At 54.7% G+C, this 26,525-nt stretch carries 24 protein-coding genes and 2 pseudogenes; 16 read left to right on the top strand and 10 right to left on the bottom strand.

Annotated elements, in window-relative coordinates; translation table 11 throughout:
* Positions 1 to 18: 18 nt before the first annotated feature.
* From KP707_RS14430 to KP707_RS14405, 6 genes are all read left to right on the top strand, one after another.
* The gene (locus KP707_RS14430) at positions 19 to 549 is read left to right on the top strand and encodes a sigma-70 family RNA polymerase sigma factor (protein ID WP_253490636.1); all 531 of its coding nucleotides are present in this window, start codon (positions 19 to 21) and stop codon (positions 547 to 549) included.
* Positions 539 to 1,174: an NrsF family protein gene (locus KP707_RS14425; protein ID WP_211499417.1), complete on the top strand. Its 636-nt coding sequence runs from the start codon at positions 539 to 541 to the stop codon at positions 1,172 to 1,174. Before KP707_RS14430 ends, KP707_RS14425 begins: the two co-directional genes overlap by 11 nt.
* 114 nt (positions 1,175 to 1,288) lie before the next feature.
* Positions 1,289 to 1,951, top strand: a complete 663-nt coding sequence (locus tag KP707_RS14420) for a hypothetical protein (RefSeq protein ID WP_211499416.1) — start codon at positions 1,289 to 1,291, stop codon at positions 1,949 to 1,951.
* A 23-nt stretch (positions 1,952 to 1,974) separates the two neighbouring features.
* Positions 1,975 to 2,634, top strand: coding sequence for a cytochrome b/b6 domain-containing protein (locus KP707_RS14415; protein ID WP_211499415.1), 660 nt, complete (start codon positions 1,975 to 1,977; stop codon positions 2,632 to 2,634).
* Positions 2,627 to 3,409 carry a molybdopterin-dependent oxidoreductase gene (locus KP707_RS14410; protein WP_211499414.1) on the top strand — a complete coding sequence of 261 codons (783 nt, stop codon included), beginning with the start codon at positions 2,627 to 2,629 and terminating at the stop codon, positions 3,407 to 3,409. Before KP707_RS14415 ends, KP707_RS14410 begins: the two co-directional genes overlap by 8 nt.
* Before the next feature lie 100 nt (positions 3,410 to 3,509).
* The gene (locus tag KP707_RS14405) at positions 3,510 to 4,214 is read left to right on the top strand and encodes an IS6 family transposase (RefSeq protein ID WP_211499413.1); all 705 of its coding nucleotides are present in this window, start codon (positions 3,510 to 3,512) and stop codon (positions 4,212 to 4,214) included.
* A gap of 168 nt (positions 4,215 to 4,382) precedes the next feature.
* Here KP707_RS14405 and KP707_RS14400 read toward each other — a convergent pair whose 3' ends face one another.
* The gene (locus tag KP707_RS14400; protein ID WP_211499412.1) at positions 4,383 to 5,018 is read right to left on the bottom strand and encodes an NADPH-dependent F420 reductase; all 636 of its coding nucleotides are present in this window, start codon (positions 5,016 to 5,018) and stop codon (positions 4,383 to 4,385) included.
* Between the two features lie 14 nt (positions 5,019 to 5,032).
* Entirely contained in the window at positions 5,033 to 5,827 is a 795-nt protein-coding gene (locus KP707_RS14395) for an inositol monophosphatase family protein (protein ID WP_063905444.1), read from the bottom strand.
* Between the two features lie 69 nt (positions 5,828 to 5,896).
* On the opposite strand from KP707_RS14395, the gene KP707_RS14390 reads away from it, so the two are divergent.
* Positions 5,897 to 6,502 carry a TetR/AcrR family transcriptional regulator gene (locus KP707_RS14390; protein ID WP_063905443.1) on the top strand — a complete coding sequence of 202 codons (606 nt, stop codon included), beginning with the start codon at positions 5,897 to 5,899 and terminating at the stop codon, positions 6,500 to 6,502.
* Positions 6,503 to 6,506: 4 nt separating this feature from the next.
* On the opposite strand, the gene KP707_RS14385 is transcribed toward KP707_RS14390, so the two are convergent.
* The 3 genes from KP707_RS14385 to KP707_RS14375 form a co-directional block, all read right to left on the bottom strand.
* The gene (locus KP707_RS14385; RefSeq protein WP_256445643.1) at positions 6,507 to 7,286 is read right to left on the bottom strand and encodes an MBL fold metallo-hydrolase; all 780 of its coding nucleotides are present in this window, start codon (positions 7,284 to 7,286) and stop codon (positions 6,507 to 6,509) included.
* Between the two features lie 208 nt (positions 7,287 to 7,494).
* Positions 7,495 to 8,001, bottom strand: coding sequence for a TetR/AcrR family transcriptional regulator (locus tag KP707_RS14380; protein ID WP_215769427.1), 507 nt, complete (start codon positions 7,999 to 8,001; stop codon positions 7,495 to 7,497).
* An 88-nt stretch (positions 8,002 to 8,089) separates the two neighbouring features.
* Entirely contained in the window at positions 8,090 to 11,047 is a 2,958-nt protein-coding gene (locus tag KP707_RS14375; RefSeq protein WP_215751729.1) for a Tn3 family transposase, read from the bottom strand.
* A gap of 156 nt (positions 11,048 to 11,203) precedes the next feature.
* On the opposite strand from KP707_RS14375, the gene KP707_RS14370 reads away from it, so the two are divergent.
* The 3 genes from KP707_RS14370 to KP707_RS14360 are packed head-to-tail and all read left to right on the top strand — an operon-like array spanning position 11,204 to position 12,631.
* Positions 11,204 to 11,800, top strand: a complete 597-nt coding sequence (locus KP707_RS14370; protein WP_029329811.1) for a recombinase family protein — start codon at positions 11,204 to 11,206, stop codon at positions 11,798 to 11,800.
* A gap of 26 nt (positions 11,801 to 11,826) precedes the next feature.
* On the top strand, positions 11,827 to 12,294 hold the full coding sequence (gene repC, locus KP707_RS14365; RefSeq protein ID WP_373687808.1) for a replication initiation protein RepC: 468 nt from the start codon (positions 11,827 to 11,829) through the stop codon (positions 12,292 to 12,294).
* A 52-nt stretch (positions 12,295 to 12,346) separates the two neighbouring features.
* A complete protein-coding gene (locus KP707_RS14360; RefSeq protein ID WP_061490889.1) occupies positions 12,347 to 12,631 on the top strand; it encodes a DUF2312 domain-containing protein in 285 nt (94 codons plus the stop codon).
* A gap of 168 nt (positions 12,632 to 12,799) precedes the next feature.
* Here the strand turns inward: KP707_RS14360 and KP707_RS14355 are convergent, their stop codons facing one another.
* Positions 12,800 to 13,465: a recombinase family protein gene (locus KP707_RS14355; RefSeq protein ID WP_082790646.1), complete on the bottom strand. Its 666-nt coding sequence runs from the start codon at positions 13,463 to 13,465 to the stop codon at positions 12,800 to 12,802.
* 550 nt (positions 13,466 to 14,015) lie between these two features.
* Between KP707_RS14355 and drt3a the strand changes: the two genes are divergently transcribed.
* Complete coding sequence (gene drt3a / locus KP707_RS14350) at positions 14,016 to 15,362, top strand: antiviral reverse transcriptase Drt3a (RefSeq protein ID WP_215751730.1); 1,347 nt, start codon at positions 14,016 to 14,018, stop codon at positions 15,360 to 15,362.
* Complete coding sequence (drt3b, locus tag KP707_RS14345) at positions 15,355 to 17,427, top strand: antiviral reverse transcriptase Drt3b (RefSeq protein WP_215751731.1); 2,073 nt, start codon at positions 15,355 to 15,357, stop codon at positions 17,425 to 17,427. The genes drt3a and drt3b overlap by 8 nt, the downstream gene beginning before the upstream one ends.
* A 245-nt stretch (positions 17,428 to 17,672) precedes the next feature.
* On the opposite strand, the gene KP707_RS14340 is transcribed toward drt3b, so the two are convergent.
* Both KP707_RS14340 and KP707_RS14335 read right to left on the bottom strand, forming a co-directional pair.
* On the bottom strand, positions 17,673 to 18,062 hold the full coding sequence (locus KP707_RS14340; protein WP_215751732.1) for a PIN domain-containing protein: 390 nt from the start codon (positions 18,060 to 18,062) through the stop codon (positions 17,673 to 17,675).
* Complete coding sequence (locus KP707_RS14335; RefSeq protein WP_061500426.1) at positions 18,062 to 18,328, bottom strand: hypothetical protein; 267 nt, start codon at positions 18,326 to 18,328, stop codon at positions 18,062 to 18,064. Before KP707_RS14335 ends, KP707_RS14340 begins: the two co-directional genes overlap by 1 nt.
* Before the next feature lie 268 nt (positions 18,329 to 18,596).
* Between KP707_RS14335 and KP707_RS17090 the strand changes: the two are divergent.
* Positions 18,597 to 19,130, top strand: a pseudogene (locus KP707_RS17090) (recombinase family protein).
* 206 nt (positions 19,131 to 19,336) lie between these two features.
* Positions 19,337 to 19,765, top strand: a pseudogene (locus tag KP707_RS14325) (IS6 family transposase); the annotation flags it as partial.
* Between the two features lie 97 nt (positions 19,766 to 19,862).
* Here KP707_RS14325 and KP707_RS14320 read toward each other — a convergent pair.
* Together KP707_RS14320 and KP707_RS14315 are read right to left on the bottom strand one after the other, a co-directional pair.
* Positions 19,863 to 20,297 carry a hypothetical protein gene (locus KP707_RS14320; RefSeq protein WP_211582287.1) on the bottom strand — a complete coding sequence of 145 codons (435 nt, stop codon included), beginning with the start codon at positions 20,295 to 20,297 and terminating at the stop codon, positions 19,863 to 19,865.
* Between the two features lie 83 nt (positions 20,298 to 20,380).
* Complete coding sequence (locus KP707_RS14315; RefSeq protein WP_215751733.1) at positions 20,381 to 22,135, bottom strand: tetratricopeptide repeat protein; 1,755 nt, start codon at positions 22,133 to 22,135, stop codon at positions 20,381 to 20,383.
* 863 nt (positions 22,136 to 22,998) lie between these two features.
* Here KP707_RS14315 and KP707_RS14310 point away from each other — a divergent pair.
* Entirely contained in the window at positions 22,999 to 23,358 is a 360-nt protein-coding gene (locus tag KP707_RS14310; protein ID WP_211509069.1) for a heavy metal-binding domain-containing protein, read from the top strand.
* A 515-nt stretch (positions 23,359 to 23,873) separates the two neighbouring features.
* Positions 23,874 to 26,321 carry an ABC transporter permease gene (locus tag KP707_RS17085; RefSeq protein ID WP_211582289.1) on the top strand — a complete coding sequence of 816 codons (2,448 nt, stop codon included), beginning with the start codon at positions 23,874 to 23,876 and terminating at the stop codon, positions 26,319 to 26,321.
* Positions 26,322 to 26,525: the final 204 nt, after the last annotated feature.

Raw genomic sequence — 26,525 nt, 5'->3', positions numbered from 1 at the left:
TAGGGCGAATTCTTGGATGTGAGGCAGGATAATTGGGGACGCCTGATGGGGGCTGCTCAGACAGGAAATAGCGCTGCTTACACCCGTTTGCTCAGCGAAGTGGACCTGTGGCTGCAGGCCTACTTCAGACGGCGTCTGCCCGCTGATCTCGTGAATGATGCGACGCAGGACACCTTGTTGGCTATCCACGAAAAGCGCCACACCTACGACCCACAAAAGGCCTTTGGTCCATGGCTTGCCGCAATTGCGCGCTACAAATGGATCGATCGTCTTAGGGCCATGGGTCGTGATCTAACGGAGCCTTTGTCGGACTACGTGGCGGCCCCAGATCAGGAAGAGGCTCATCTGAGTGCTCTGACACTCGAAGATCTGATGCGTGACGTAAAACCGGCCCAAGCCGCAGCCATAGGGATGGTCAAACTTGAAGGTTATTCGGTCGAAGAAACGGCCAACCGCACTGGACAATCTGCCTCGTTGGTAAAGATCAACATCCACAGAGGCCTAGCGCGCCTCATGGCGCGCGTTAGGGATCGTAGCGATGACACATAACAGCCTGATCGAGAGCCTTGCCGCGGACCTCCAACCTGTCCGGCATCGCAGTATCGGTCGTGAAGCCGCGCTGTTTGGCATTCTGGTGACAGTGGAATTCCTGCTCGTGCTCGCTTTCCTGATGCGACCTGACATGCGCCGCGTTATCCATGAGCCCTTTATGTGGTGGAAAATGGGCAGCTTATTAGCAATTGCGATCCCCAGCCTATGGGGTGCGCTTGAATCGTTTTCTCCCACAGGTTCCGCGCGTCGTGCGTTGCGTTGGGCATCGTTGCTTGTTGGGGCCGCACTTTTTCTTGGGCTCAGCATAGGATCAGGACGGGACGATGCTTCATTGATTGCGCGCCTGGCATGGCCGAACGGCCTGATCTGCGCGGGAAGTATGATCGTCTTGTCAATTCCTGTGGTTGTCATGCTCGGCATACTGATGAAGCGTGCAGCCCCCACCAACAGACAACAAAGTGGCCTTGCCGTTGGGCTGGCAGGCGCAACGTGGGGGGCATTTGTCTACACACTCGCCTGTCGTGCCGATGATCCTTTGTATATTGCTGTCTGGTATCTCGTCGGGTGTGCAATTGTGACAGCGACTGCGCGGCTGATCCTGCCTCGAATGTCGCGCTGGTGATTGCGACTAACTGAATTTTTCTTGTCTGTTGTGTAACCCGATCCGCGTCAGCCGCGAATGAATGAACACGGGGCCGCCATCACGGTGTTCCGTTCAGATTGGGAAATTACAAATATGCGTATCCATGCTCTCGCTTCCATAGCGGCTGTAGGCGCTATGGTCATATCCTCGGTAGCCATCGCACAAGTGCCGCAGCGCACACGCGGAACGGTGGTCTCCGTAGGTGATGCTTCTGCGGTGGTTCGCACACCGATGGGTCGCGTGACCGTGGCCCTCGCGCCCGACACAGGCTTTGTTGGCGCCAAAAAAGCCAGTCTCGACGACATCAAGTCTAACACATTTATCGGCACGGCGGCTGTTCCGGGAGCCGATGGTTCCCTGCGCGCGCTGGAGGTCACAATTTTCCCTGAATCCATGCGTGGCGCGGGTGAAGGCAGTTACCCATGGGATCTGGGTAAATCCGGTTCCATGACCAATGGTGCGGTCAGCTCAATGACGAACGGTACGGTAGCAGCGGCCGTAGGTGGCAGTTCAATGACCAACGGAACAGTCACTGGTATGAGCGACGCCCAGGGGCGCACCATCAAAGTCACATACAAGGGAGGAGTCCAGACCGTGGCACTTCCAGAAACAATTCCTGTTGTGATGCTTGAACCAGGCGAAAAGAGTTTGCTCAAGGCAGGCGCGAAAGTCGTCGTATTCGGGCCTGTGTCTGGCACCAACGTCGAAGCAAAGCGCATTATCATTGGCGAAGACGGCGTAAAACCACCGATGTGATCTCGATCGTAGGGGAGCACATAATGTCGGGTCCATCCCAGTCTGTCCGCTCGGCAGACCGAAAAATTCTCGTTCATCCACTGGTGGTCAGAATCACTCATTGGATCAATGCTGTGGCGATTTTGATAATGGTTGGAAGTGGATGGGGCATCTATAATGCCTCTCCGCTCCTGCCTTTTCGTTTCCCGCCTTGGGCGACCCTGGGCGGATGGCTGGGTGGTGCCATTGCCTGGCACCTGGCCGCAATGTGGCTGCTGTGCGCCAATGCACTTATCTATTTCGGATATGGGATTTTCCGAAAGCATTTTCGGGATCATTTCCTGCCGCTGTCGCCCCGCTTCGTGCTGTCCGACCTGCGTCAGGCGATGGCTTTTCGACTTCGCCACACGCTCGGGGCGTATAATGCGATCCAGAAGCTTCTGTATATTGTCGTTCTCTTTTTAGGGATTGCGGCCGTTTTATCAGGGCTCGCTCTTTGGAAACCAGTTCAATTGCAAGTTCTGGACACAGTGATGGGTGGTTATCCCGCAGTCCGTTGGATTCATTTTCTATCCATGAGCGGCATTGTTGGGTTTCTGATCGTTCACCTCACTCTGGTCGCGATCGTTCCCAAAACCCTGCCATCAATGTTCACTGGCCGTACCCGTGTTATCTCCGATGGACTCAAGGCACACTATGACTGATGAAATCAAACGCCCCTCACGGGCCGGGAAAGAAATTCTGAACGCAAGCAAACCTCAGATTGAACGTTTGCAACGTCGGTTATTCTTGCGGCAGGGACTTTCCCTTGGGGCATTGGTCATGTTGACGGGCTGTGACTACGGATCCCTGGCCGAGAACGATGGGTTAGACCGCCTGCTTCGCGCCATGTCGGGATTTAACGACCGCGTGCAGGCACTACTTTTCAATCCGCATCGTCTTGCACCAACATATGCTGCAAGCCAAATTACAAAGCCCTTTCCTTTCAACGCTTTTTACGGAATCGATGACGCACCAGATATCGACCCCGATGCATGGAAGCTGGAAGTTTCCGGCTTAGTCTCTGATAAAACCCCGTGGACAGTACAACGCTTACGCGGCTTGCCGCAGGAAAGTCAGATCACACGTCTAATCTGTGTCGAAGGATGGAGTGCTATTGGACAATGGAGCGGTGTGCCCTTTAGAGCTTTTCTGGAACGGATTGGCGCTGACACCACTGCGAAATACGTGGGCTTGAAATGCGCGGACAAATACTATTCCAGCATCGATATGGCGACAGCACTGCATCCCCAAACGATCATGACACTCGACTTTGGGGGGGAGCCCCTACCCGGTGCTTATGGTGCCCCCATGCGCTTGCGCGTACCAACAAAACTTGGATTTAAAAACCCAAAATATATACAGGCTTTATATGTCACAAACACATATCCTGGAGGATATTGGGAAGATCAGGGCTATAACTGGTTCAGTGGATCGTAGTGCAATTTCCAGGACGTTTCTTGGTGCTATCACGTGAACTGACGTGGGGTATTTTGAAGCGGTGCTGTCACATTAACTCCTGGGTTGTAGACTGCTCTGCATGAGAGTTGCCCCTGCCAGCTACAAACGCCATCGATTTCCGCGCGAACTGATAGCGCATGCGGTGTGGCTGTATTACCGGTTTCCATTGAGCTTCAGGTTGATTGAGGAAATGCTGCTCGAGCGCGGGATCTTTATATCGTATGAGACAATCCGCCGCTGGAGTCAGAAATTCGGGACCGCATTTGCACGCAGACTGCGCCGCAAGCGTGCGTCAGCGGGTGACGTGTGGCATCTCGACGAAGTCAGGATCGTGATTCGTGGTCAGCCTCACTGGCTGTGGCGTGCGGTTGATCAGGATGGCTACATTCTCGATGAAATCCTGCAGACGCGGCGCAACACGAAAGCGACAAGACGGTTGCTAACGCGGCTTCTCAACAAGCAGGGCGCCAGGCCAAAACGCATCATCACCGACAAACTGAAATCATACGGAGCAGCGAAGCGCCAGCTCATGGCGTGTGTGGAACACCGCTCTCATAAAGGCCTGAACAACAGGGAGGAGAACTCACATCTGCCGCTGCGAAAACGCGAGCGTGTCCTGCAAAAGTTTCGATCACCCGGAGTTTGTCCGCGCTTCATCTCTGTCTTCTCCGCCGTGCGCAACCTGTTTGTCCCACCAGCCTCCATCGATAATGCCTTATCCCGACATCTGCACCGTCTCAGGGCTTTCGCCCAATGGAATAACGCGACCGATCTTCTTGCCTGATAAGTTCGACAAAGACCTTAAAATACCCCAAGCTAATTAACGTGACAGCACCCCTTCCTCTGACGAAGATGAGGTAGGGGTGTAGTCTCTTCAGGTAAGCCAACAATTTTAAGGGTACTATCCCTTGGGACGCGGAGGAATGGCGATATCCGAGGTCATGCCCATTATTCAGGTCGCGATGGAGATGGCAAAGGGCGCGAAGCCACGGGCCCGGACGATATCACCCACGATCAGCATCATGGCTTCAGGACCGCGTGCACTGGCGATGCTTCCCAGATCGACGATGCTTTTCGGAGACCAGCCCATGTCGAGAAGCAAGGTGGCCACCAGTTTCCGGGAATCATCGTCTTCGCCAGAGATGAAGGCGGTGCCGCCCTTGACGACGGCAGGGTCGGCCATCACAGAAAATAGCATGGTGTTGAGCGTCTTGACGACGCGCGTGGCCGGAAGCGCGGCTTGCAGCCGCTCGGCGAGACTGTCGGAAGGGTAGAGCAGGCCCGCCGGTCGCCCATTAGCGTCTCGGGAGGTCGCGTTGGCGACATCGATCAGAATCTTGCCTGACAGCGGACCGGCTAGTGCCGCGAGCCGCTCGACGCTGCTGTCGCCCGGCGTGGCATTGAAGATCATGTTGGCAGCGGCGATCGCTTGCGCCGTATCGGCCAGAGTGACGGCGGGGCCTTGCCAGCGAGCCTTCGTCGCTGCGAGGTCGCGCGAGCCGATGGTGACGCGATGGCCGCCGCGAACCAACGCCGTGGCAAGCGCCCCGGCAACCCGGCCCGAACCCAGAATGGCAATATCAGACATAGGATACTCAACTTTTAGAGGGGGAGGATGGATATCGATAGATTGGCAAGTTCTGCTGGACCGGCGACGAAGCCGGATGCCGCCGAGGTCCAGCGTTCGCCCGCAAGGTTGATCGCGACCCCGCCCGCCTCGCGGATCAGAAGCGCGCCGCCAATCAGACCTGCGGCTACATGGCCATATTGCCAGAAGAGATCGAGCTGTCCCGCTGCCACATCGACCAGTTCTAGCCCTGTCGGAACTGAGGCCCTGACCAGCAACGCTGCGTCGAGCATCACTGCTGTAGATTGGGCCATGCGCTTTTTGATCGCCGCCGTCTCGCCTGGTCGCGCCTGACCGGTAGCAACGATGGCCGCGTCCAGCCCCCGCTTGCCGGAGACGTGCAACGGCTTGCCGTTCACAAAAGCGCCGCAACCGGCTATCGCGGTATAGGTTTCGCCCTTGAGCGGCTCATGGATGACGGTCAGCCACGGCTCTCCATCTCGTACCAGCGTCGCGGTCACGCCCCAGCCGTCGCGGCCGTGCAGATGATTGACGTTGCCTTCGACCGGATCCACCGCCCACCATTCACCGGCGGGCAGCGGACCCTCGCCGTCTTCGTCCTCCAGCCAGTGCGAGCCGGGCCGGGCTGCTAGCAGAATCTGTCGCAGGTCAGCGGTCACGGCCTTGTCATTATCGGCGATGCCTTGCAGCAATGTCGCCAGATCGGTCGGCGGGGGCTGAATCCGGAAGCGGTCGAGCAGGATATCCCCGGCTGCTTTCACAGCGCCAACCGCGATCTCCAGCAGCGCATTTTCTGAATTGTCGGTCACGCTTTCGTCTCACTTGATGATGGACATAAGCTATGATCTCGGCCTCATTACCGCTACTCGCCTTCCATCATGACGACATCGCACGACATCACCAGCACGAATCCCCGAAAAGCCGCGCGTCAGCGCCGGTCGGAGGCGACGGTGGATGCCGTGGTGGAGGCGGCTGCTCGCATTCTGGAGGGAAAGGGCGCGCCCGGCTACACCACCAACGCCATCGCCAGAACGGCCGGGGTCAGCATTGGCTCGCTGTACCAATATTTCCCGAACAAGGACGCGATCACCCGCGCGCTGATCCGCCGTGAACTGCGATCGCTGGAGGATGATCTCGGCCCCGTTTTCGCAGCACCCATGGCGCCCGGTGCGCTGGCTGACTTCGCGTTCGCCGCTGCCACCTATCAGATGCGACGGCCAGCTCTCGCGCGGCGCCTTGACGAGCAGGAGGAGCAGGTTGCGGCACCGGACGACCTCGCCCCGGCGCGCGCGCGCATCATGGCGCTGTTATCTGCCGTGATGCTGGGCCACGGGATCGATGCCGACACAGCATTGCTGGACGATCTCATGGCCGTCGCCAGATCATTGACCGATGCGGCCGGGCATCGCGGCGAGACGGACATCGCGCCGCTGGCGCGCAGGATCGAGTTTGCCATGATGGCGGTCGCGACGGCCGGGCGATGAACGCTCAACCCGGAACGCGCACGACATCCCCGGGCAACATGGCCCGGAAGCGTTCGGGTGCAATTCCATCCGCCGCGAGCCCAACCGCCAATCGTTCGGCAGGATCGTCACGCGCCTCGTCGGTCAACTTGAACACGCCCCAATGCATGCCGATTGCCATGCGCGCGTCCAGATCGCGCATGATCTGGATCGCCTCCTCTGGGTCGACATGCTGGGCAGCCATGAACCAGCGGGGATCATAAGCGCCGATTGGCAGAATGGCGAGGTCGGGCGGCCCGAACTTTTGTCGCAGCGCGCGGAAAATTGTGCCGGTGCCATATCCCGTGTCGCCGGCGAAATAGATCAGCTTTCCGCCCGCCCGAATCATGAAGCCACCCCAGAGCGCCATGCGGCGGTCGGCCGGTCCCCGAGAGGACCAGTGAAGGGCCGGGACGATGTGGATCTCTGCCTGCTGACCAATGGCGACCATATCGCCCCAATCGCCTGTTTCGACCCGTGCCGTGGAAATATGTCGCCGGATAATTGCGTCATTCCCGAGCGGCGTCACGATCAGTGGCGATTGACGGGCATGGATGTCACGCAACGCGGCGATGTCGAGATGGTCATAATGGTTGTGGGACAACAAAATGGCATTGATTGGTGGTAGGTCGTCTAGTCGGATGCCCGGCTGCATGACCCGCTTGGGGCCTGCAAACCGAACGGGGCTTGCCCGGTGCGACCATAAGGGGTCGGTCAATAGGTTGATGCCCGCAATCTGGATAAGGACGGTCGCGTGGCCGACCATTGTGACGGTCAAGCCTTCAACGTGCGGTTCGGGCACGACCGGGGCGATCTCGACATGCTTCGGCCATGGATTGTTGGGGGCAGAACGCCGCCAGCGCACGATGTCGCTCAGCCCCCGGTCCGTGTCGGGTTCACCGGGATTGAAGAAGCGCGCTCCATCGAAATGGTCGCTGACAGGGCCCCGATACCAAGGGTTTTGGCGCGGCATCTCAGACCCCTTTCATGCTTCCATAGTGCACGCCGCTCTCGAATGCGCGGGCAAGTGTGGTGACGGTCGCGTGCAACATGGCTTCGACCGGGGCGTTTGCCGTGACGAGTTGCGCCACAAAGGCAGGATGCACATAGACCGTCACCGCGTCGCGAACGACGCCCGCTGCGACATCGATGTCGTCGATATCCCACTCGCCCCGCCGTACCGCCTTTTCGATCAACTTCGCGACGAGATTGGTGATCCGTGCGGCATAAGTGTTGATCATGTCGGGTCGATCTACGACGATGCGTCGATACAGATCGTGTATTTCGCGGTCGCCGACAAAACGATCACGCTTGCGTCGGTGCAGGTCGAGAATCATCGCCGTCAGTCGCTCGGCGGCCGGGCCATCGGTTTCGATATACTGCGCTGCCAACTGAGCTTCGTCGTCCATCGCCTCCTGGACGATCGCATCCATCATGGCGCTCTTGGAGCGATAGAAGCGGTAAAGTGCGGCATGGCTCACACCCAAGTCACGCGCATGGGGTCACGACACGAAAGTGTATTTTACGTACGCTTAGGGTGAACACCTACAGAACCGCCAGCATTGGGGTTCAAGCGACAAGCAGGGATGCAGGCACCCGAAGCGGACGTAACGCGCCCGCTTCGGGCTGCTCATCGACATTCCAGCGATAGTCCCCTGTCAGAGAGATATGCTCCCAGCCGAGGGGTGCAATATGCCGCGCCAGGTCATCGGAAATGCCGAGCGTTGCGATGGCAGACTGAAGATAGCGCGTATTCCATAGGATAACCGCTGCCACCAGCAGGTTTAAACCTGACGCTCGATAAGCCTGATTTTCAAAACGCCGATCCCGCAGTTCACCAAGCTGGTTGAAGAAGAGCGCCCGAGCCAGCGCATTCCGGGCTTCTCCCTTGTTGAGCCCTGCCTGGGTTCGCCTGCGCAAATCCAGATCCTGTATCCAGTCGAGCATGAAAACCGACCGCTCGATCCGGCCAACTTCACGCAAGGCCACAGCCAGACCATTCTGACGGGGATAAGATCCGAGCTTCCGCAGCATGGCCGAGGCCGTCACGGTTCCACTCCGAATGGATGTGACCAGACGCAGCAGGTCGTCCCAGTGGGCCGCAACATGATCGGTATTGATCGGGTCACCGGCCATTTCACTCAGGAGATCACCGGGGCTTTGATCTGGAAACAGGTGAAGTTTCCGCTCTTTCAGATCCCGTATCCTGGGCGCAAATCGATAACCGAAGAATGGCATCAGCCCGAAAACATGATCCGATGCCCCACCCGTGTCGGTATAATGCTCTTCAATGGAAAGCCCGTTGGCATGATACAGCAGCCCATCCAGAACATAGGGTGCTTCACCGGCCGTCGCCGCAATCACCCGGGTCGAAAACGGATCATACTGATCGGAGATGTGGGTGTAGAAACTGACGCCCGGTTCACTGCCATTGCGCGCATTGATATCGCTGATCGCAGCGCCTCTGCCACCTGCATGAAACAATTGACCATCACTTGAGGACGATGTGCCGTCTCCCCAGAGTGACGCCAGGGGCAGCCCACGATGGGCTGCAACCATACGGCCAAGGGCTTCGGCGTATCCGGCCTCGCTGATATGCCAGTCATGCAGATGCGCCAACTGGCGCAGGGTGGCACCCTGACAGGTGTCGGCCATGCGTGTCAGACCAAGATTAATCCCATCCGCTAGGATCACCGTCAGCAGGGCGTTTTTGTCATCCGCGACACGGCTGGAACGGCGATGGGTAAAGCAGTCGGTGAAGCTGATCCAGCGGTCCACTTCCAGCAGAAGATCAGTAATCTTGATGCGTGGCAGCCGGTCGTAAGCCGCCCGCCTCAACTCTTCCACAGCAGGGGGTGTAATTGCTTTCAGAGGCGAAATCACAAGACCATGTGCATCAAGCCGGACCTGTGACAACTCGCCCTTCCTGGCAAGAGCCGTCACCCGGTTCAGCGCGGTTTCCAGCACTGCACGCCGTTGAGAAAGGAACGTGTCAGCCGTAGCATTGATCGCCAGAGGCAACGGTCCTTGCGCGCGCATCGCTGCAAACGTGGCTTCCGGAAGAAGGTAGGTGTCGAATGCGCGGTATTGGCGACTTTCCGTTACCCAGATGTCTCCGGAACGCAGACGCTCGCGCAGCTGGGTCAGAACACAGAGTTCGTAAGCCTGTCGTATGACTGTTCCCTCTGGCCTGACAAAGCTGTGCCAGGAAGGCGGAATGAAACGGATCGGACAGGAGTCAGGCAAGCGGCGTTTACCGGTCCGATAGAGGTCTCCAATGATCTGCACCGCCTTCAGTAATCCCTGTACCGTGCGACCACCCTGAAACTGGAACGCGTTCAGGAATGGACCAATGGCAGGACGAAGAGAGCGATGCCGGTTGATCAGTTCGGCCGTGCGATCAATGGTCTCTGGAGCTGTCAGGGTTTCAGCCCTGCCGATGGCGTCCTGGAGGCGGGGCCAGTCAATTCCCGTAATGGCAGACAGTGAATCAACGCCCTGATCACGCGCCTCAATCAGATGACGGCAGGAGGTTGTCAGCAGACGAAGCTGGGCCTGCAACGATCGCATGGTGACAATCGCTTTGTCACGGATCCGGTGTTCGGCACGGCGCATCATGCTTCCGAGGAGTTTGTCCATCATTGTGAGGGTCGCGTCGGTTAGAACCTCCTCAAGTCGGACCCCGGCTGCCACCAGAATGGCGTAACGACGGGATGACCGAAGCTCGGCCAGATGCTGGGGCGTAATCCGGGCAGCTTCTTCGCTCAAACGGTCAAAGGCCACACGCGGTATGGTCGTGGCGCGAGCGCTGTCGAGGTTCAGGGATCGTACATACTCCAGGCGTTCCAGCAATCGCAGGATATTGCGCGCGGCTGGTGACAAGGGCGGGTTACGCAGCCACGAGAGCCAGGAGGCACTGCGATCGCCACGACGCTCCAGCATTTTGTCCAAACGACAACGGGTTTCCGGCGGCAGATCCCCTGCAAGGACGTCATGGACAAGGTGATCGGCCTGCTGGCGAGCATGGCGCACCAAGGCTTCAATGACAGTGACCGACGGCAGGAGAATGCTTCGGCGACGCATCTCGTCAATCAGGATCGCAGCCATGCGGGATGGCTGGGTCACATGATGTGCAATTGGCATCGCGAAACCGGTCATGTCATGAAATGCCGACCGATCGAAGGTTCGGTAGCCATAACGCTTCATCAGGTGGGCCAGATGGGATCGACGGGTTTCGTCACGACGTCCGTAATGGGACCAGAGCCCAGGGGACAGGTCGAGCTGCCGCGCAACAAATGACAGAATGGGAGCCGGTGGTGTTTCACCAGATTCCAGCACCCGTCCCGGCCAGCGCATGTAGAGCATGACCATCGTGAAACCCAATCGGGAGGTTTCTCCGCGGCGGGTTGCGATCAGATTGAAGTCATCCTGGCTGAGTGTAAAATGTCTCGTGATCTCGCGATCATCGACAGAAGGCTCGTAATGTCGGGCGAGAGCTTCACGGGTCAGAAGACGGCGCCGCGCCATGATCGGATGTCTCCTTCATGTGTCCGGAAGGGGATCGTTGGACGGACTGTCCCGGACAAGTGCAACACGTCATGGAATACAGCCGTGTGCTGTGTCTCATAAAGGTGGTACCATATGTTTTGCAGTCATGGGGCCTTATACGTTACACTTTCCCGTATGACACACATAATGATCGGCTATGCCCGCTGCTCGACGGACAAACAGGATCTCGCGGCCCAGCATCAGGAACTGCTCAAACTCGGTGTTTCTGCCGATCGTATTTACACCGACAAGGGCTTCACCGGCACGAACCGGGAAAGGGCCGGCCTTGACCAGGCACTGGCGGCTGTTCGTAGTGGCGATACTTTGGTCGTACCAAAGCTTGATCGACTGGCCCGCTCTGTCCCTGATGCACGGCTTATTGGCGACAGCCTGGCATCCCGTGGCGTGAAGCTTCAACTTGGGAACAGTATTCACGATCCGTCTGATCCAATGGGCAAGTTGTTCTTCAACATCCTTGCGACTTTCGCGGAGTTTGAAGCCGATCTGATCCGGATGCGTACTCGTGAAGGGATGGCCGTTGCACGCGACAAAGGTAAACTACGCGGAAAGAAACCCAAGCTTTCTGAACGTCAGCAAAAAGAGCTTCGCCGGATGTATGATACCGGCGATTACTCCATCAGCGATCTTTCAGAACTGTTTTCTATTTCTCGGCCAACTGTCTATCGAACTCTCAGCAGAACAGCCTCAACGTTCTTGTTGGGTTCACTCTAAGCGTACGTAAAGTACACTTTCGTGTCGTGACCCCAAATACTATAACTAAAGTTACTGTAAGCGGAGCCGGCTACGCCGGCGTTGGCATAGAGGAAGGAGTAGTTGGGTCTGACAGTGTCTCCCGTTCCAAGGCCTCACCGCTTCGGGGCTTCAAGGCCGGACCGAATTTCCTTCTTCAGCTTGTTCCTGACTTGCGAGACCTGTGCACCAGCAGTCGCCCACATGAGGCCGAGCTGATCGAGGCCGTCGAGATGCTCACAGGTTCTCTGGGAATTTCCTCTCATGCCTGGCGCCAGGCGTGCAGCGTCATGGGCCGATACGAGGCCGCCGTCGCCGTCTGTGTGATTTCCGCGAAGTCCCGCAAAGGGAAAGTGCGGTCGGCTGGTGGCCTGCTTCGGGCCATGATCGAACGTCACCTTGACGGAACGCTGGCTCTGGACCGGACCCTCTATGGGCTGGCCTCGGATCTTTCGACCGACCGAACCTACCATTGACGCCTCAGTCGCAGACTGAGGTGGCAGATTGGGCGAGTGAAAGGAGAACTGTATGTTGGCACATGAAGAACAGGACACAGCATCTGCTGAGACCACCGTTCAGACCGGAGGAATTGCAGCGGATCGCCTGAGATCCATCATTGAGCGGGTTGAACGCCTGGAAGAAGAACGAAAGGCGTTGGCCGGAGACATCAAGGACATCTTCAGCGAAGCCAAGTCGGCCGGGTTCGACGTTAAGATCATTAAGCAGATCCTGAAGCTTCGGAAAATGGAGCCTGCCCAGGTTGAGGAACAGGAAACCCTTCTGGACATCTATCGTCGTGCTTTGGGAATGTGACTTACTGGTGTGTCCATTGCGGACACACCTTGAAGGAGAAGCCAGATTTCTACGCCAGCAATGACGGCATTGTCCTACCGTGTGGCCATGGTATCCGGGATTGTTGGGATCAGTCTGATCTTGGCCGGGTATGCGCGGGTGAAGTATCTGCGGTCTAACCCATCCTCATCAGGCCTGTCGTCTGCGGCGGTTGAGCGGCTTCTTCTCATTGTTTTCTGCGGTACGCTCGTCAACATCACCGTCGCCTTCCTCACTCTCTGAGCGTGGTTGCCAGCCTATCCGCTCAAGAGTGTTCAAGAGGGTTGTGCGTGGAATTGTGAGACGTCGCGCAACGGAGAGCTTACTCTCACCCTTGTTGAGGTAGTCGAGCGCCATGTCCAAACGCTCCTGACTGATTGACGGAGGCCGTCCGCCTATTCGGCCTCGACGTTTTGCGGCCGCAAGCCCTGCCATGACACGCTCATGAATCAGAGCGCGTTCGTATTGAGCCAAGGCGCCAAACAAGGAGAACATCAGCTCGCCATGAGACGTTGTTGTGTCCATCTGTTCGGTTAAGGAACGGAAAGATACGGATCTCGCCTTAAGATCTTCTATGATCGTCAGGAGATGCGGAAGAGATCGACCCAGCCGATCCAGCTTCCAGACAACGAGTGTGTCACCACTCTTTATATAAGAGAGGCATTTTTTAAGACCGGGTCTGTCATCGCGTGCTCCAGAGGCCTTGTCCTGGAAGATGTGTCGCTCATCGACGCCCGCCTGCACCAGAGCATCGCGCTGCAAATCCACTGACTGGCGCTCATCGACAGAAGAAACGCGCATATAGCCGATAAGCATGTCGGAAAACCCTAATTTTGCCGTTTCCGTCACTTATACCAATCCGACAGGGTTTGTCGCCACACCTCATGGAAATTTTGTCCAGGAAACATGCTAGTGCGCCAGACTGGCGTTCCCCCCTGTCGGGAATCATCTGCTTCCCGACACGGGGAATGTTCACGCTGAATGGCCGATTTGTAGTGACGGTATATGGCCATCTGAGTGCAGCAAGGGGGGGGTGAACGGAAGGTCTGTTTACGGAAGGCGCGGTCAAAAAAGTGGCCATTCATTTGGCCGACGCTTACAACAGCTTTGCGACCATAGCTGTGGTTTATGCTGTGCTGATGACGGGAAATTAGCGACATATATCGCAACATCTGGATAAACCTTGCGGCCAGGAACCCGCATCCAGATGAGGCTTCTGTGACAATATCCACGGTGTTCAGTAGCACCATCAAAGCTACCAACCCGTTGTGCTAGCGGCCATTACGTTTCAAGATGCGGGCACGCCCGATGTTGCACCACATTGCGCGTAGCTGCTGCCTGAGCCAATTGGAACGAACCGCCTGTAATGCTCGACCAGATGTTCACCGCGGAAAATTTCCGTCGCATTTACGATGCTGAAAACCGCAAGGGTATCGACTTGGCAACCCGATATTTCCCGACGCTCAATCCTTTCACGCTCGCTGTGCGCGATAAGGTGCAGGATATTCGTGATCTGCGGAAAATCGAAGCCACGATGGCCGCCGATGATTTCGAGGCACAGTTGCTTGCGTTGAAGACTACACTAGCCACCTTAAAGGCAGCTAAGTCATCCGCCGTAGATTCTTTGATGGATGACATTAGCCAACGGGTTCTCAAGTCGAGCTTCAAGATCAAACTTTCCCAAAAGACCGGGCCGAAGGGAAAGCCGGTTTTCTGCATCGACGCGGACCCTGAGACCTTCTTCGTCATCAAGCAGCTCCAGCGTAACATCCATCGCATCTATGGCGTTAAACAGGCGAACCGGCACGACCTAGTCTGCCAGCTCCGTGACATGCTTGGCAGCAAGTTTCCTTTTGAATTAGTCCGCACGGACATCTCATCATTTTATGAGAGCATCGACCGCAAGCGTTTAATCGAGAAGCTGGATCGCGACCAGTTATTGAGCCCCGCCTCGAGGAAATACATCAAACAGGTACTGGATTCCTACGGCGCGATCTCCAGCACGCCGACTGGCGTTCCCAGAGGTGTTGGCATCAGCGCGTATCTAGCAGAGTTGTATCTGAGACCGGTGGACAAGGCGATTCGGGCGATCCCCGGCTTAGTTCTATATTGCAGGTTTGTCGATGACATTGTGGCCGTGTTCGCACGACCGCCCGCTGGCAAAAGCCTAGGCTCATTCAAGGATCGGATTATCTCCATCTTCGGCGATAACGGTCTCACGCACAACACAGCGAAAACGTCGGAATTCATTCTGGCCGACCTTAATCCCAAAGATTTCGAATATCTCGGCTATCGTTTTATCTTGAGTGGCAGCCAATTTAAGATCGGACCGAGCGCTTCAAAGGTGGAAAAATATCGTGCTCGGATGAACGCCGCATTCGATGCTTACTGGCAGGTGCGGCCGATTAGTCCGAGAGGTGCTTACCGGGAGTTAGTCGGCCGCATCAAGTTTTTGACGGGCAACACTCGTCTATCAAATAGTAAGTCGCATGCGGTGACCGGTATCTATTACAATAATTCGATCGCGACAGATCTGTCGAGCTTGGAGCAGCTCGATAAAGAACTCAAGGTACTGATCAAGGCACTCAAGAGTAGCTCCCTACAAAGACAGTTGAAGAAGCTTAAATTTACCACGGGTTTTGAGCAACGTCGGTATCATAATTTCAGCACGAAAGAGTTGCAGATGATTGTGAGAGCCTGGAAACATGGCTAAGCGACGCATCTCACTCACCCACCGAAAGCAACGGTCTATCCTTACGGATATGCTGCCGTTCGAGGTGCCGCCGACCTTTTCCAATCGTGGCTATTACTGTTTCCTGCGGGACAATAGTGTCGAGATCGAAAAGGGGCAACTGCGCTGGATATGCGAAACTGATGCTCTTGATCGCACGATGCGGCTCCTGTTCGGCATCAATCCCACGATCGGAATCACCACCGAGGTAGTGACCGAGTGGGGTAAGAGAAAAACTCGTAGATTGGTCCCCATTAACAAATGTCAGATGGCAACCATCCCGTTCAATTTCCGCGTTGCTCACAATCTCGACGGCCGCACCTTGAGCGTTGTCCATCCGCGCAATCAGGTCGAGGTGGCGAGTTTCTACGCGACCCACAGTTCGCTGATTATATATCACACCTCTGTTAGCGAGCTCTCGATCCGCCGGCCGGTGTCGGTATCGCGCTATGCCTACTTCAAGGACAAGCTCCATGAAGAGAGGCTGGATGCACTGGCTGGCCTGGAGGAGGAGGACCGGGAATACGAGCAACTCGGCTCATATTTCGTGTACCGAGAATATCGGAACATCCACAAGTTTTTTGAATCGTACAAATATCACCGCAGCGAGAAAAAATACGATGCGATGGTGCAGATTGACGTAAGCAAGTGCTTCGATAGCATCTACACTCATTCGCTGCCTTGGGCCGTTTTGGGAAAGGACCAGACGAAATTCAGTCTAGATGAGTCGAAGGCTACCTTCGGTGGGCGCTTCGATGCCCTCATGCAAAACCTGAATCATAAAGAGACTAACGGTATCGTTATTGGACCGGAGTTCTCACGGGTCTTCGCCGAGATCATCTTACAGTCCGTCGATGCAGAACTGCTCACGCAGTTGGCCAAAGTTGCCAATCTAACTCATAAAGTCGATTATGAGATTTTTCGATACGTTGATGACTTCTTCGTTTTCTACAATGAAGAGTCGGCACAGGTAAAGATTTTCGAGACGCTTCAGGACATTCTCAAAACCAAGAAGCTGAGTATTAATACAGCGAAGATCAAGCACTACAAAAAGCCGATCATCACCGAGATCACGATCGCCAAAGAGCGCATTTCGGCTCTACTGAATGACGAGATTGATCCGGTTTCCGAAAACGAGCTGCTGACCGATCCTACAAAACCGCCGAAGCAAAATCTGGTTTGTGCGATTAACGCAAACCGCCTGATTACCCGCTACAAGGCCGCTCTCAAGGAAGCAAACGTCACTTATGGCGACTTGCTGAATTATACGTTCGCCATCGCAGAGAACAAGATTGAAAAACTCTTCAAGGTCTATGTCGCGAGCGACAAGTCGGACCGTGATCGCAAGCGACTTTCCAACGCCTTGTTGGCGATCATGGAATTCGTTTTTTTCGCTTACTCGGCGAGCCCGAAGGTCAATCACACGATCCGTATCTGCCGGATGATCGCAACTTCCGTGGACTTTCTCCACGCCCAGGGTTTGCCCTACGAGCAGAAACATCTACTTTTTAAGTACATCCACGATAATGTGATGCAGCAGCTTGAAAAGAGTACGATGAGCGTTCATCTCGAGGTCGAGAGCCTTTATCTGCTCATTTCCTTGTCGCAGATCGGTCGTGAATACTGGCTACCGGTTTCTGCCCTTCTTCGGCATTTCCTGATCAAGGAGGAGAATGATACAGGGAACTATATTCGCCTGTCGGGCTTCATGAACCATTTTTCGATCACGATCCTGCTGTCCTATATCAAGGACAAAATCCGGTATGCGAAGCTGAAAGCTTTCGTCGAGGCGCACATTATCGACAAGCTCGGATATATGAAGGCGCATTGTCCCCATGACGCCGAGACGCTGATGATGCTCCTCGATCTCATTGTTTGCCCTTATATCAGCACCACCACCAAAGACGCTATCGGTCAGATTTTCGGGCTGGACGCACCGGGGCTCGCGTCAGTCCAGGCCGTTAACGACTATTGGTTCACCGCGTGGGGCGATAAATTCGATCTTGGGAAAGAGCTTGATGCTAAGCGCAGCCAGGAGGTATACTAGGGTTGGCGTTCCGCTCTACCCTTAATGGCTGTTGGCAGCCCACACACAAGCGCCCTCTCTTCTCCTATATCAATTGGGGGTTGGGTAATTAGACGGTAGGAGCGGGCCGTCTCACCACCCGTTGTGATCGAATGCGGAACGGTGCCTTTTGGTCGAAATAGGAATGTCCGCTTTTTCTAGCAGCTCACCACGGGTTTGAGTGGCTGCGGAAAAGAAAACTTACGCAAGATTTACACCGAGTAAGTCTATCGAATGAGAACCACTTCGACGCCGATTGCTTCAGCAATTTCAGCCCATGCTCGATCTGCCGTGACCGCAGGGAGATCCAATTTTTTAGCTAATGCCAGACAGGCTCGGTCTCCGTGACTGAGACCGAGCCGCTTAGCCGCATCGCGCATCAATCCGGCCGCGAGAGCCAGGTTGTGATCTAGAGGCCGCACGTCTAGGCGCAGAGCCGCGATCAGTTCGGATATTCCTTCGGCCGGGACGCCTTTATCAACGGCCTTAGAAACGATCTCCTGCAGGTTAAGGGCGGAGATGGCTGCATCGCGCAGCCAGCGCCGAGCTTCTTCAGATCCCGTTTCCTCGTTCAAATCCGCAAAGACAGCGGACGTGTCGATAACGCAAATCGGCATCAGCGCTGCGCCTTGTTGTCATGGCTATCGAGCGTATTTTCTGCGCGTCGTTCAGCAATGATTTCGTCGGCAATCGATGCGGCGGCCGGGACATATTTTCGGAACAATGCTCTGGCTCGATCAAGCGAGGCATCCGGCGTTATCAACCGAACCTCCCCGTCCACGATCTCTGCCATGACTTGGCCGCCTTTTTCGACGCCGAGTGACTTACGAAGGCCAACCGGCAGGACAAGTCGGCCATTCGGCATAACATTGACACGAATCATATAACTGATCTCCAGCACCACGAGGTTAAGACTTTGATCGAGGTCATATTTATAACATAGGTCATTTTATGAGATGATGCCATAAGTTCTCCCTGTCCGAAAACGATCGTTTTCGGACAGGGGAAAAGCGTTCTTTCCGTAAATTACCTTTACAGTGTTACGGACATGGTAAATATTTCGGACATCCTATTCGGACAAAATGAACCCTATGCCACGCACTTTTGCCTATGTCCGCGTTTCAACAGTCGGGTAGACGACCGAAAACCAGATTCAGGAAATTGAAGCCGCCGGTTTTCGGGTCTAGCCTCGTCGGGTTGTAACCGAAACGATTTTTGGGAGTACTTCCATCGCGCAGCGGCGTGGCTTTGCCCGTCTCATAAATCGGCTGGAGGCTGGAGATATTCTGATCGTGACAAAGCTTGATCGTCTTGGCCGCGATGCCATGGATGTCAGCATCACAGTAAAAATGCTGGGGGCCATGGGAGTAAAGGTTTATTGCCTCGCACTTGGCGGTGCGGACCTGACCAGTTCCTCCGGCACAATGACAATGCAGGTTTTGAATGCTGTTGCACAGTTTGAGCGGGATCTGCTGATCGAGCGCACACAGTCTGGTCTCAGGCGGGCAAAGTCAGAGGGAAAAACTTTGGGACGACCTTCCACACTGTCAGCAGGTGAGAAGCAAAGCGTTCTCAAACACCTAGCGGAAGGTATAAGTGTGTCCGCGCTTGCCAGAAAATTTTCTACAAGTATGCAGACCATTATGCGGGTTCGGAGTGAAGGCTTTCTACCCGGTTCCGTCTAGTGTTAGCTCCGCTCCCCGCTTCAAGTCGAATTATCAATCAACACTCTGCACTGCCAAAAAGCGGACGTTCATCCTCGAGCCCATCGGCAACATCACGCCGGCCGAGGCCGAGCAACAGTTTTACGCCGTTATGGACCACGTCCCACTGGCAGCTTAACTGAAGAAAACCGGTCTCCGCCAATCCCGGAGCGGTTCAGAAATGAGCGTATCTGTACCGCGCTGTCAACAAAGGCGGCGATACGATTGATTTTTATCTGTCTCCAACCCGAAATGCCAAGGCCGCCAAACGGTTTCTGGGTAAAGCCCTAAATGGCCTTAAAGAATGGCAGAAACCTGAAACCATCAACACAGACAAGGCTTCGACCTATGGGACCGCGATTAGGGAACTCCAGAAAGAGGGTAAGCTTCCGAACACGATGGAGCACCGTCAGGTGAAATATTTGAACGATGTGATCGATGCCGATCACGGCAAACTCAAGCAGTTGATCAAACCGGTGCGTGGTTTCAAGAGCCTGAAAACAGCCTATGCGACGATCAAGGGTTTCGAGGTCATGCGGACCTTGAAAAAAGGGCAAGCCAAATTCTTCCAGCTTCAGGAGGGCAACATGGGAGAAGTGCGTCTGATCGCACGGTAGTTCGGGGTCTTCAGCCGCTGAAAAACAATAAGTCAGGAAATTCTCAGCTCATTCAAAACTTTGCAACAGAGCCCTTTAAAGGCACTGAGTATTTCATTCAGTGATGAGGATGAAACACTGTATATTGCGCACGACAAATCTTAACGCCCTCACCATCCTCTTTTCCATAGAAGCTTCCAATGAGAACTGATTCCCTATTTTTTGTACCCATGGTAAATGAATAATGTAGCTTTTCCACCAAAAAGGGAATGCTCCCTATATACCCTTGGTCAACAATCGATGACGCCAAAGTGACCTCAACTTTGTTCTTGGGGTCGTAAAATGACAACACATGCTGTCTATCGTCTAAATCTCCCACTGGAGACACCTCTAAGTATTCACGACACATTTCGGTCTCCATTGCTTCAGGATCGAAATGCATTTCAGCAGCCAAAAATTTTCTGACAGCATTTGATAGATCCCCAGCCTGCGCGTTCGCATCCGTAGTGCAAAGGAGTGATACAAGGATACAAAATTTCAAAAGACGACCCATCAACCTCAACTCCTAGGCGAGACGTAAGCAATATATTGCAATCAGTGGCAAAAGTGAGTATCGCAGTACCTCGTACTCTCCTGTCATGCTGCGACATAGCGAGCCGCCTCAGCAACTTCGGGATCTCCAGGAAAGTTTTCATCATACTCGCTAAGCAACTGCATAGCCTGCATAACTTTTCCTTCATCTTTCAGAATAGATACGCAGTTCAGTAGCGCAGGCTTTCGTAACTCTCCATTTGCTCGAGACGCGCGAGAATAATATTCTGTAGCTCCCGACGTATCACCTTTCGAGTGTAGCGCTTCACCAATCATGAATAACGCAGCGGGCTGTGCAGGATCAAGCTCTAGAGATCGCTCAAAATGCGTGACAGCGTCGTCGAAAGATCCGGCGCGTAACAGACAAATGGCAAGATTGAAATGCACTTCAGGGTATGGCGCGCTTAGAAGTATCGCCCTCTCATAAGACTCTATTGCTTTCGAAAAGTCCTCTAGAGCCGAATAAATATTCCCGATTTCATTGTGATATTCAGAATAATTCGGATCCATATCTATCGCCATACGATAAAAAGACACCGATTCTGAAAACTCTCCGAGAAAATACAAAACCTGTGCAGTATTGTACTGAAGTACAGACCTGTGCAAACGGTGCATAGTTTCGCCAAGGTTGCTGGTAAGTAATTCGTACCCGTTTTGGCAAAGCGCTATGGCCCGATCAGCGCGCCCTTCACGTGCGCGGATAAATGCGGATCCGTTGCCGAGAAATACTTTAAGAAACAAATACTCTTCAGTATCGCCGTGGAACCCATAGCTACGAAGAGCCCATAGCGCTTTTGTTAGGTATTTCTTTCCCGTGAATAAATTACGTTGAGGCGAATAGCGAAGCTCGATCATCGATAGCATATAAAACATCCGAGATCGCAAGTTTTGTTCGGTTAATAGCGGATTTATTCGATGCAACATAAAATCACGTGCTAGTTCAGCCTTCCCTGTGACCATTAAAGCGTGACATACGCTTCCCGCAAAATTCCACACATAGTACTGACCGCTATCAAGAAAATTATCGAAAAATCGGACCACATAATCCACGTAATGTGCCGCCTCATGATAATAACCCATGTGATTGTATATGCCGACCACACGTATCGCAGCCCTTGCGATTTTTCTTTCTTCATTGAGGCCGATATACTTATTTAGTAAAGGCAGAGCATACAATTCAACTAAATCTGGATTTTTGCCTTCCAGCAATGTCTCGACTTCTTGTACACACAAATCTCTGCTCTGGTGATTTGGACTATTGTTGAATGCCTGCAGAATCTCGTTAGCTAGAGGCGATTTTTTTTGCATTACCTGGCCTGAATGGAGGTCAGTCCAAACTTCAGGTGCAGTTTCAGCAATAATGGATATAGCAGGGTTTCCTCGGCGAGAGAGTTCAGAAAAAGTGCGTTGGGCGAGATGTTCCGCTTTGAAATAATTAACTACATATATTTCTCTGAATTTCCGAGATCTGACCTTTTCGTTATGCGTCAGTAGGGCATCGCATATGGCATGAACCGTTCGATAAGCGCGATCCATCGCGTAGTTGCGTGTTCTCTCAACTCCCCCGGCGGCGATATCAGTGAGAGTCGGAAACGGGAGTGAGATGGCATCCCTACACTCAATTAATACCGCCCAAAACGCGCGCCCGTGTTTTAATAAATTAGCTTCATCCTGCATGGAAACTAAGGATTCGTAGCACTCACTTAATAGTGGCTGAATTCCTGCCCAAACGCCAAATCTCGAAAAATCCGCATCTACAACTACAATATTGTCGCGATTGTAAGGAAGGTCGTTGCGCATAATCAGTCTCCTTCATTTCATTTTTGAGCTGATGCAGGGAGGTAATCGTCATGCGTGCGACGGACAGAATTTTTTATCCATAAAAACATTCCGACGACGATTGGCGATAAGCACAAAACAATGAAAACCATGGCGTCCGCTTTTTCATAAATGCTATGGCGATTTTCACGAACCATACTGATTGAAAGCGCAAAGTATTTGTACAGTATGGGTATTATCAGAAATACCAGTGTGTACAGAGCCCACATTCTTCCGAATACCCAAAATGCACCATATATTAGGGATGGGAGATTTGTTTTACACAACTCTATGCATTCCGCTATCGGAATATTATTCTGCCATATGCCCGATATTATTTCTTTATAAAGTGTTAGACTGCTTCTTTCGAGATCAGGGTTCCGAAAGAAATTACACAAAATAAAATAAACGTCTGTTTTCATAAATACGCTGAACTGCCACGCAATTCCGAGTAGTATCTGGAATTGTAAGGCGTACAGCGTTGACTCTAGGAATAGGTTTGTTTTGAATTTTATTGCAAAATTCAGAGAGATGGTTGACAGACAAAATATTAAACCGTCGGATAGCATGCCGGCCATCAAAGGCAAATATCGTTTCGGTCTAGATATGGACCATAAACCACTCATGTCGACCAATGCGACGAGGTGCCACATCCTATTCCCAAAGCCCATCGTCGTTGCGACTCCGGCACGTCGGGCCGCAAAAAGATAGTTTTTGGATTGGCTCAGCCGTCTGCCTTGCTTGCGGCGGGGTGCTTTTGAGTCGCGACGTCCGTGCGTTGCAATCATGAGCGCAGCCCTTGCTCCTGACAGACTACGTTTCTCCAGATTGAGAAGGTGTGTTCAATGCTTGTTGTGACCACAGAGAATGTCGCTGGTTTTCGCACAAAGAAGCTTCTCGGGCTTTGCTTCGGTATCGCCGTCAGAAGCCAGGACATCGGCTCGAACCTCACCGCCGCGCTCAGGACGCTGCGTGGTGGTGACATCGTCGAGCTGCGCACGATGTTGGAAGAGGCACGCCAGGAAGCGCTTGACCGGCTTATCGAGAACGCGGCGGCGATGGGCGCCAATGCTATTGTAATGACGCGTTTCGATAGCGGCGGATACCTGCAGACGGCTGGCGATATCGTCGCCTACGGCACCGCTGCCTTCGTTACGAACGATGACGGCACCGTTCCATCGGTACTGTCCGACGCTCCTTTATAAACCGGCAATTGATGCGCAATGCAGGAGGGCTCACGGTGGCCGCGGTTCTTCTAAAGGCAACCAAAATTCGGTCGCCGCGCCATACTACAGATGGTCAAATGGACCGGCCCGGGACCAAGCTGGGAAAGAAGCAAGCCGTTACGCGAAGCCGCGTCCTGCTTGCGTTTTTCTTCTTGCGTGGTCTGGTGGGCTGGGAGCCCACATCTGCGCACGAAACCCTCATCGGCAGCCATGACCAGCTCGCCAGCGCTTCCGTTCAGCTTATAGCCTCCGGTTGCTACGTACCGGTGTGCGCAACCTTTATACCCTTGCACAATAACTCCACTGGAAACCTCGATAATCGCAATGGGATCCAGATGATATAAAACCTACGCGACCTCGATGCGGGCGGCTCCACTATCATGATGTTCATGCACTCTCCATTGCATATGCACGTCGCCGAGAAGCACGTTGGCATGCTCGATGGTGGGAAAGTTCAGACAGAGCCCAGTCGGGCCTAGCAGTGGGAGACGACGATGCTAAGACTATCCCTCGTAAGCTTATGGCGCAGTATCCAGAAGCGTCCCCTCTTTGCCGCCCTTAACATCCTAGGCCTCGGTTTCGGCCTCGCGGTGTTTCTCACACTCGCGACAGTGGGCCGTTACGAGTTTTCCTTCGACCACAGCTTCCCCGGTGCCAGCACCGTCTACCGCCTCGACCAAGTGTTCAACGTGCCCGGACAGCCCGCGTTCGAGACGGACGCGTCCAGCTTCGCAGCCTATGGGGCTTTACGTCGGGACTATCACGGCATCGTCTCGGGCTCGCGGCTCATGCAGAAGTCGATCATGTTTCAGAACGGCAACAGCCTTTTCACTGAGACTGTTAGCTTTGTCGATCCCGAATTTCTCTTGCTTCTACCGCTTTCCATAGCCTGGACTGATGGGACGCCGCATGCGCTGGCGCCCGGGGATCTGCTCATCTCAAAGCGTCTGGCGCTTAAATACTTTGGTGCGCAGGACGCCGCTGGCCGTTCGCTGACGCTAAAGAGCGATGGTAAGAGCGCCGCGTTCCGAATCGCGGGCGTTTTTCAGCCCCTTCCAAGCAACACTACCCTCGACCTTGATGCCGTGACCGCTTTCGACAGCACCATGCTGAGTGTCTCGACGTTCAAATCGTGGGGCGCAACACCGGGCGTCTCCTACCTTAGAATACCCAGCGCTGCCTACCTGCACCTGATTGCCGCGTCTATGCCCGCCTTTGTTGACAAGAATGCGGGCCCCTTACTGCCGGGCACGCCTACCAGCCGCGTTATCGGTTTCAGACTGGTACCCTTCGAGGCCCAGCACTTTCACGATGCCACGGTCATAGGCGACGACAAAGCTGGCGATGAAAGCGTCGTTCTCGGCTTAGTCCTTGTCGGAGCTCTTGCGCTTGGGGCGGCGGCAATCAACTACGTCAATCTGGCCACAGCCCAAGCCCTGCTGCGCGCCAGGGAGGTAGCTATCAGGAAGGTCCTAGGCGCCTCGCGGCGAGAGCTAATTGGGCAATACCTCTTCGAATCAACGGCTTTGGTAGTTGTCGCTGGATTGTTCGGCTTGGCTCTGACAGACAGTGCAGTGCCGTTCGTGGCCGAGCTGGGAGGCTGGCAGCTCGGCATCGACTGGGCGTTCGTTCTACCGATTCTGGCCGTCATGGTGCTCGTCGTTGGCATTGGCTCGGGGCTCTATCCGGCGCTCATCCTCGCCGGGTACGAACCAGCGATCGTTCTTGCCGCTGCGTCCTATACCTCCGCTGGACGGATGGGTAGCCGCGTGCGTTCCGTCTTAGTAACGGTGCAGTTGGCGTTCGCCATCACCTTGGCCATCTGCACCTCAGTCATGTACTTCGAATCAGTTCACCTCCGAGTGGCGTCGCGCGGATATGACCGGAGCGGGTTGGTGGAGATAACGAGCGCGCGCGATCCGGGTGCTCTCCCGATGCAAGCCAGTTTGTTAGACGCGTTCCGATCTGCCCCAGGCGTGGAATCGGTAACCATCGCCTCTGTGGCGCCCGGCACGGATCAGGCGCGGGAGTCGAGTGTTATTCGCCCGGGATTGCTCGGTCGCCCTCCCGTAATGGGAGTAGCCTCCGTCGGCCGGGACTTCTTTTCCACTTATCGCGTGTCGCTTCTGGCGGGCCGACCTTTTGACGACGCCCATGGTGCAGACGCCGCCCCCGAGCCGATGCCGCCCGGTCGCACCTACGTGGCTATGCTGGACAAGACAGCTGCCGCAGCTCTTGGTTACGGCACGCCCGGAGCGGCTGTTGGACAGGTCATCACATTCGCAAACGCTTCCAACCAAAAAGTGCAGGCTGAGGTCGTTGGCGTGATTCCCTCGCTGCGCATGGACTCCGAGAAGGGGGCAGCACGTTCCACCGTGTATATCTATCAGCCCAACGCGATGGCTGGGGCCGTCATCGTTGCGCGCTACAGGGGCGTCTCGGCTCAGTACATTGCCGGCGAGCTGGAGCAGAAGTGGCGGACGTTAGTTCCGAATGTTCCTTGGCAAGAAACGACGGTGGAAGAAGCATTGGCCTCCTTCTACCTGCCGGACCTGCGTAGAGACGAGCTTTTCACCGCCGGAACAGGCTGTGCGCTGCTCGTGGCCTGCATGGGGTTATATGGACTAGCCGCCTTCAATGCGACGCGGCGGCTACGCGAGGTCGGTTTGAGAAAGGCACTGGGAGCCACGGGGATGCAGACGTTGCTGCTCCTCGTCGGGCAAATCCTCCGCCCCGTTATCATCGGCTCGGTCATCGCGTGGCCTGTGTCGTGGATACTCATGCGGCGCTGGCTGGATCGCTTCGACGAGCGCATCAACCTCTCGCCGACGTTCTTCGTAGTCGTTACCGTTCTTGCCATCGCCCTGTGCGTGCTGACGGTACTGGGCCAAACGATGCGTCTCGCATTCGCGGAGCCCGCCAGTGCCTTAAGGATGGACTGAATCCTCTCGGGAGTTCTTAAAGTATCCGTTGTGATCAAGCGTTTTTTTGCGTCCAGACCCGATCTTTGCGGAGCAGCGCGTTGGCAAGGACGACGAGCTTTTACAGGGTTGCGGTGATGGCGATTAGAGGTGGACTGAGGTGGAGCCGTCCGTTCGGACAGTTTTGTGGGCTTGATGGCTCTGTTGCACAATTCCTGCTGTCGA

The organism is Gluconobacter sp. P5E10 (assembly GCF_018812145.1).
Taxonomy (GTDB): domain Bacteria; phylum Pseudomonadota; class Alphaproteobacteria; order Acetobacterales; family Acetobacteraceae; genus Gluconobacter; species Gluconobacter cerinus.
Note: the sequence above shows the minus strand (reverse complement) of the source record. Positions and strands in the feature narration are given on the sequence as shown.

Coding starts and splice junctions, on each gene's coding strand:
- KP707_RS14425 (WP_211499417.1), top strand. CDS start 539: ATGACACATAACAGCCTGATCGAGAGCCTTGCCGCGGACCTCCAACCT.
- KP707_RS14420 (WP_211499416.1), top strand. CDS start 1,289: ATGCGTATCCATGCTCTCGCTTCCATAGCGGCTGTAGGCGCTATGGTC.
- KP707_RS14415 (WP_211499415.1), top strand. CDS start 1,975: ATGTCGGGTCCATCCCAGTCTGTCCGCTCGGCAGACCGAAAAATTCTC.
- KP707_RS14410 (WP_211499414.1), top strand. CDS start 2,627: ATGACTGATGAAATCAAACGCCCCTCACGGGCCGGGAAAGAAATTCTG.
- KP707_RS14405 (WP_211499413.1), top strand. CDS start 3,510: ATGAGAGTTGCCCCTGCCAGCTACAAACGCCATCGATTTCCGCGCGAA.
- KP707_RS14400 (WP_211499412.1), bottom strand. CDS start 5,018: ATGTCTGATATTGCCATTCTGGGTTCGGGCCGGGTTGCCGGGGCGCTT.
- KP707_RS14390 (WP_063905443.1), top strand. CDS start 5,897: ATGACGACATCGCACGACATCACCAGCACGAATCCCCGAAAAGCCGCG.
- KP707_RS14385 (WP_256445643.1), bottom strand. CDS start 7,286: ATGGTCGGCCACGCGACCGTCCTTATCCAGATTGCGGGCATCAACCTA.
- KP707_RS14375 (WP_215751729.1), bottom strand. CDS start 11,047: ATGGCGCGGCGCCGTCTTCTGACCCGTGAAGCTCTCGCCCGACATTAC.
- KP707_RS14370 (WP_029329811.1), top strand. CDS start 11,204: ATGACACACATAATGATCGGCTATGCCCGCTGCTCGACGGACAAACAG.
- KP707_RS14360 (WP_061490889.1), top strand. CDS start 12,347: ATGTTGGCACATGAAGAACAGGACACAGCATCTGCTGAGACCACCGTT.
- KP707_RS14355 (WP_082790646.1), bottom strand. CDS start 13,465: ATGCTTATCGGCTATATGCGCGTTTCTTCTGTCGATGAGCGCCAGTCA.
- drt3a (WP_215751730.1), top strand. CDS start 14,016: ATGCTCGACCAGATGTTCACCGCGGAAAATTTCCGTCGCATTTACGAT.
- drt3b (WP_215751731.1), top strand. CDS start 15,355: ATGGCTAAGCGACGCATCTCACTCACCCACCGAAAGCAACGGTCTATC.
- KP707_RS14340 (WP_215751732.1), bottom strand. CDS start 18,062: ATGCCGATTTGCGTTATCGACACGTCCGCTGTCTTTGCGGATTTGAAC.
- KP707_RS14335 (WP_061500426.1), bottom strand. CDS start 18,328: ATGATTCGTGTCAATGTTATGCCGAATGGCCGACTTGTCCTGCCGGTT.
- KP707_RS14320 (WP_211582287.1), bottom strand. CDS start 20,297: ATGGGTCGTCTTTTGAAATTTTGTATCCTTGTATCACTCCTTTGCACT.
- KP707_RS14315 (WP_215751733.1), bottom strand. CDS start 22,135: ATGCGCAACGACCTTCCTTACAATCGCGACAATATTGTAGTTGTAGAT.
- KP707_RS14310 (WP_211509069.1), top strand. CDS start 22,999: ATGCTTGTTGTGACCACAGAGAATGTCGCTGGTTTTCGCACAAAGAAG.
- KP707_RS17085 (WP_211582289.1), top strand. CDS start 23,874: ATGCTAAGACTATCCCTCGTAAGCTTATGGCGCAGTATCCAGAAGCGT.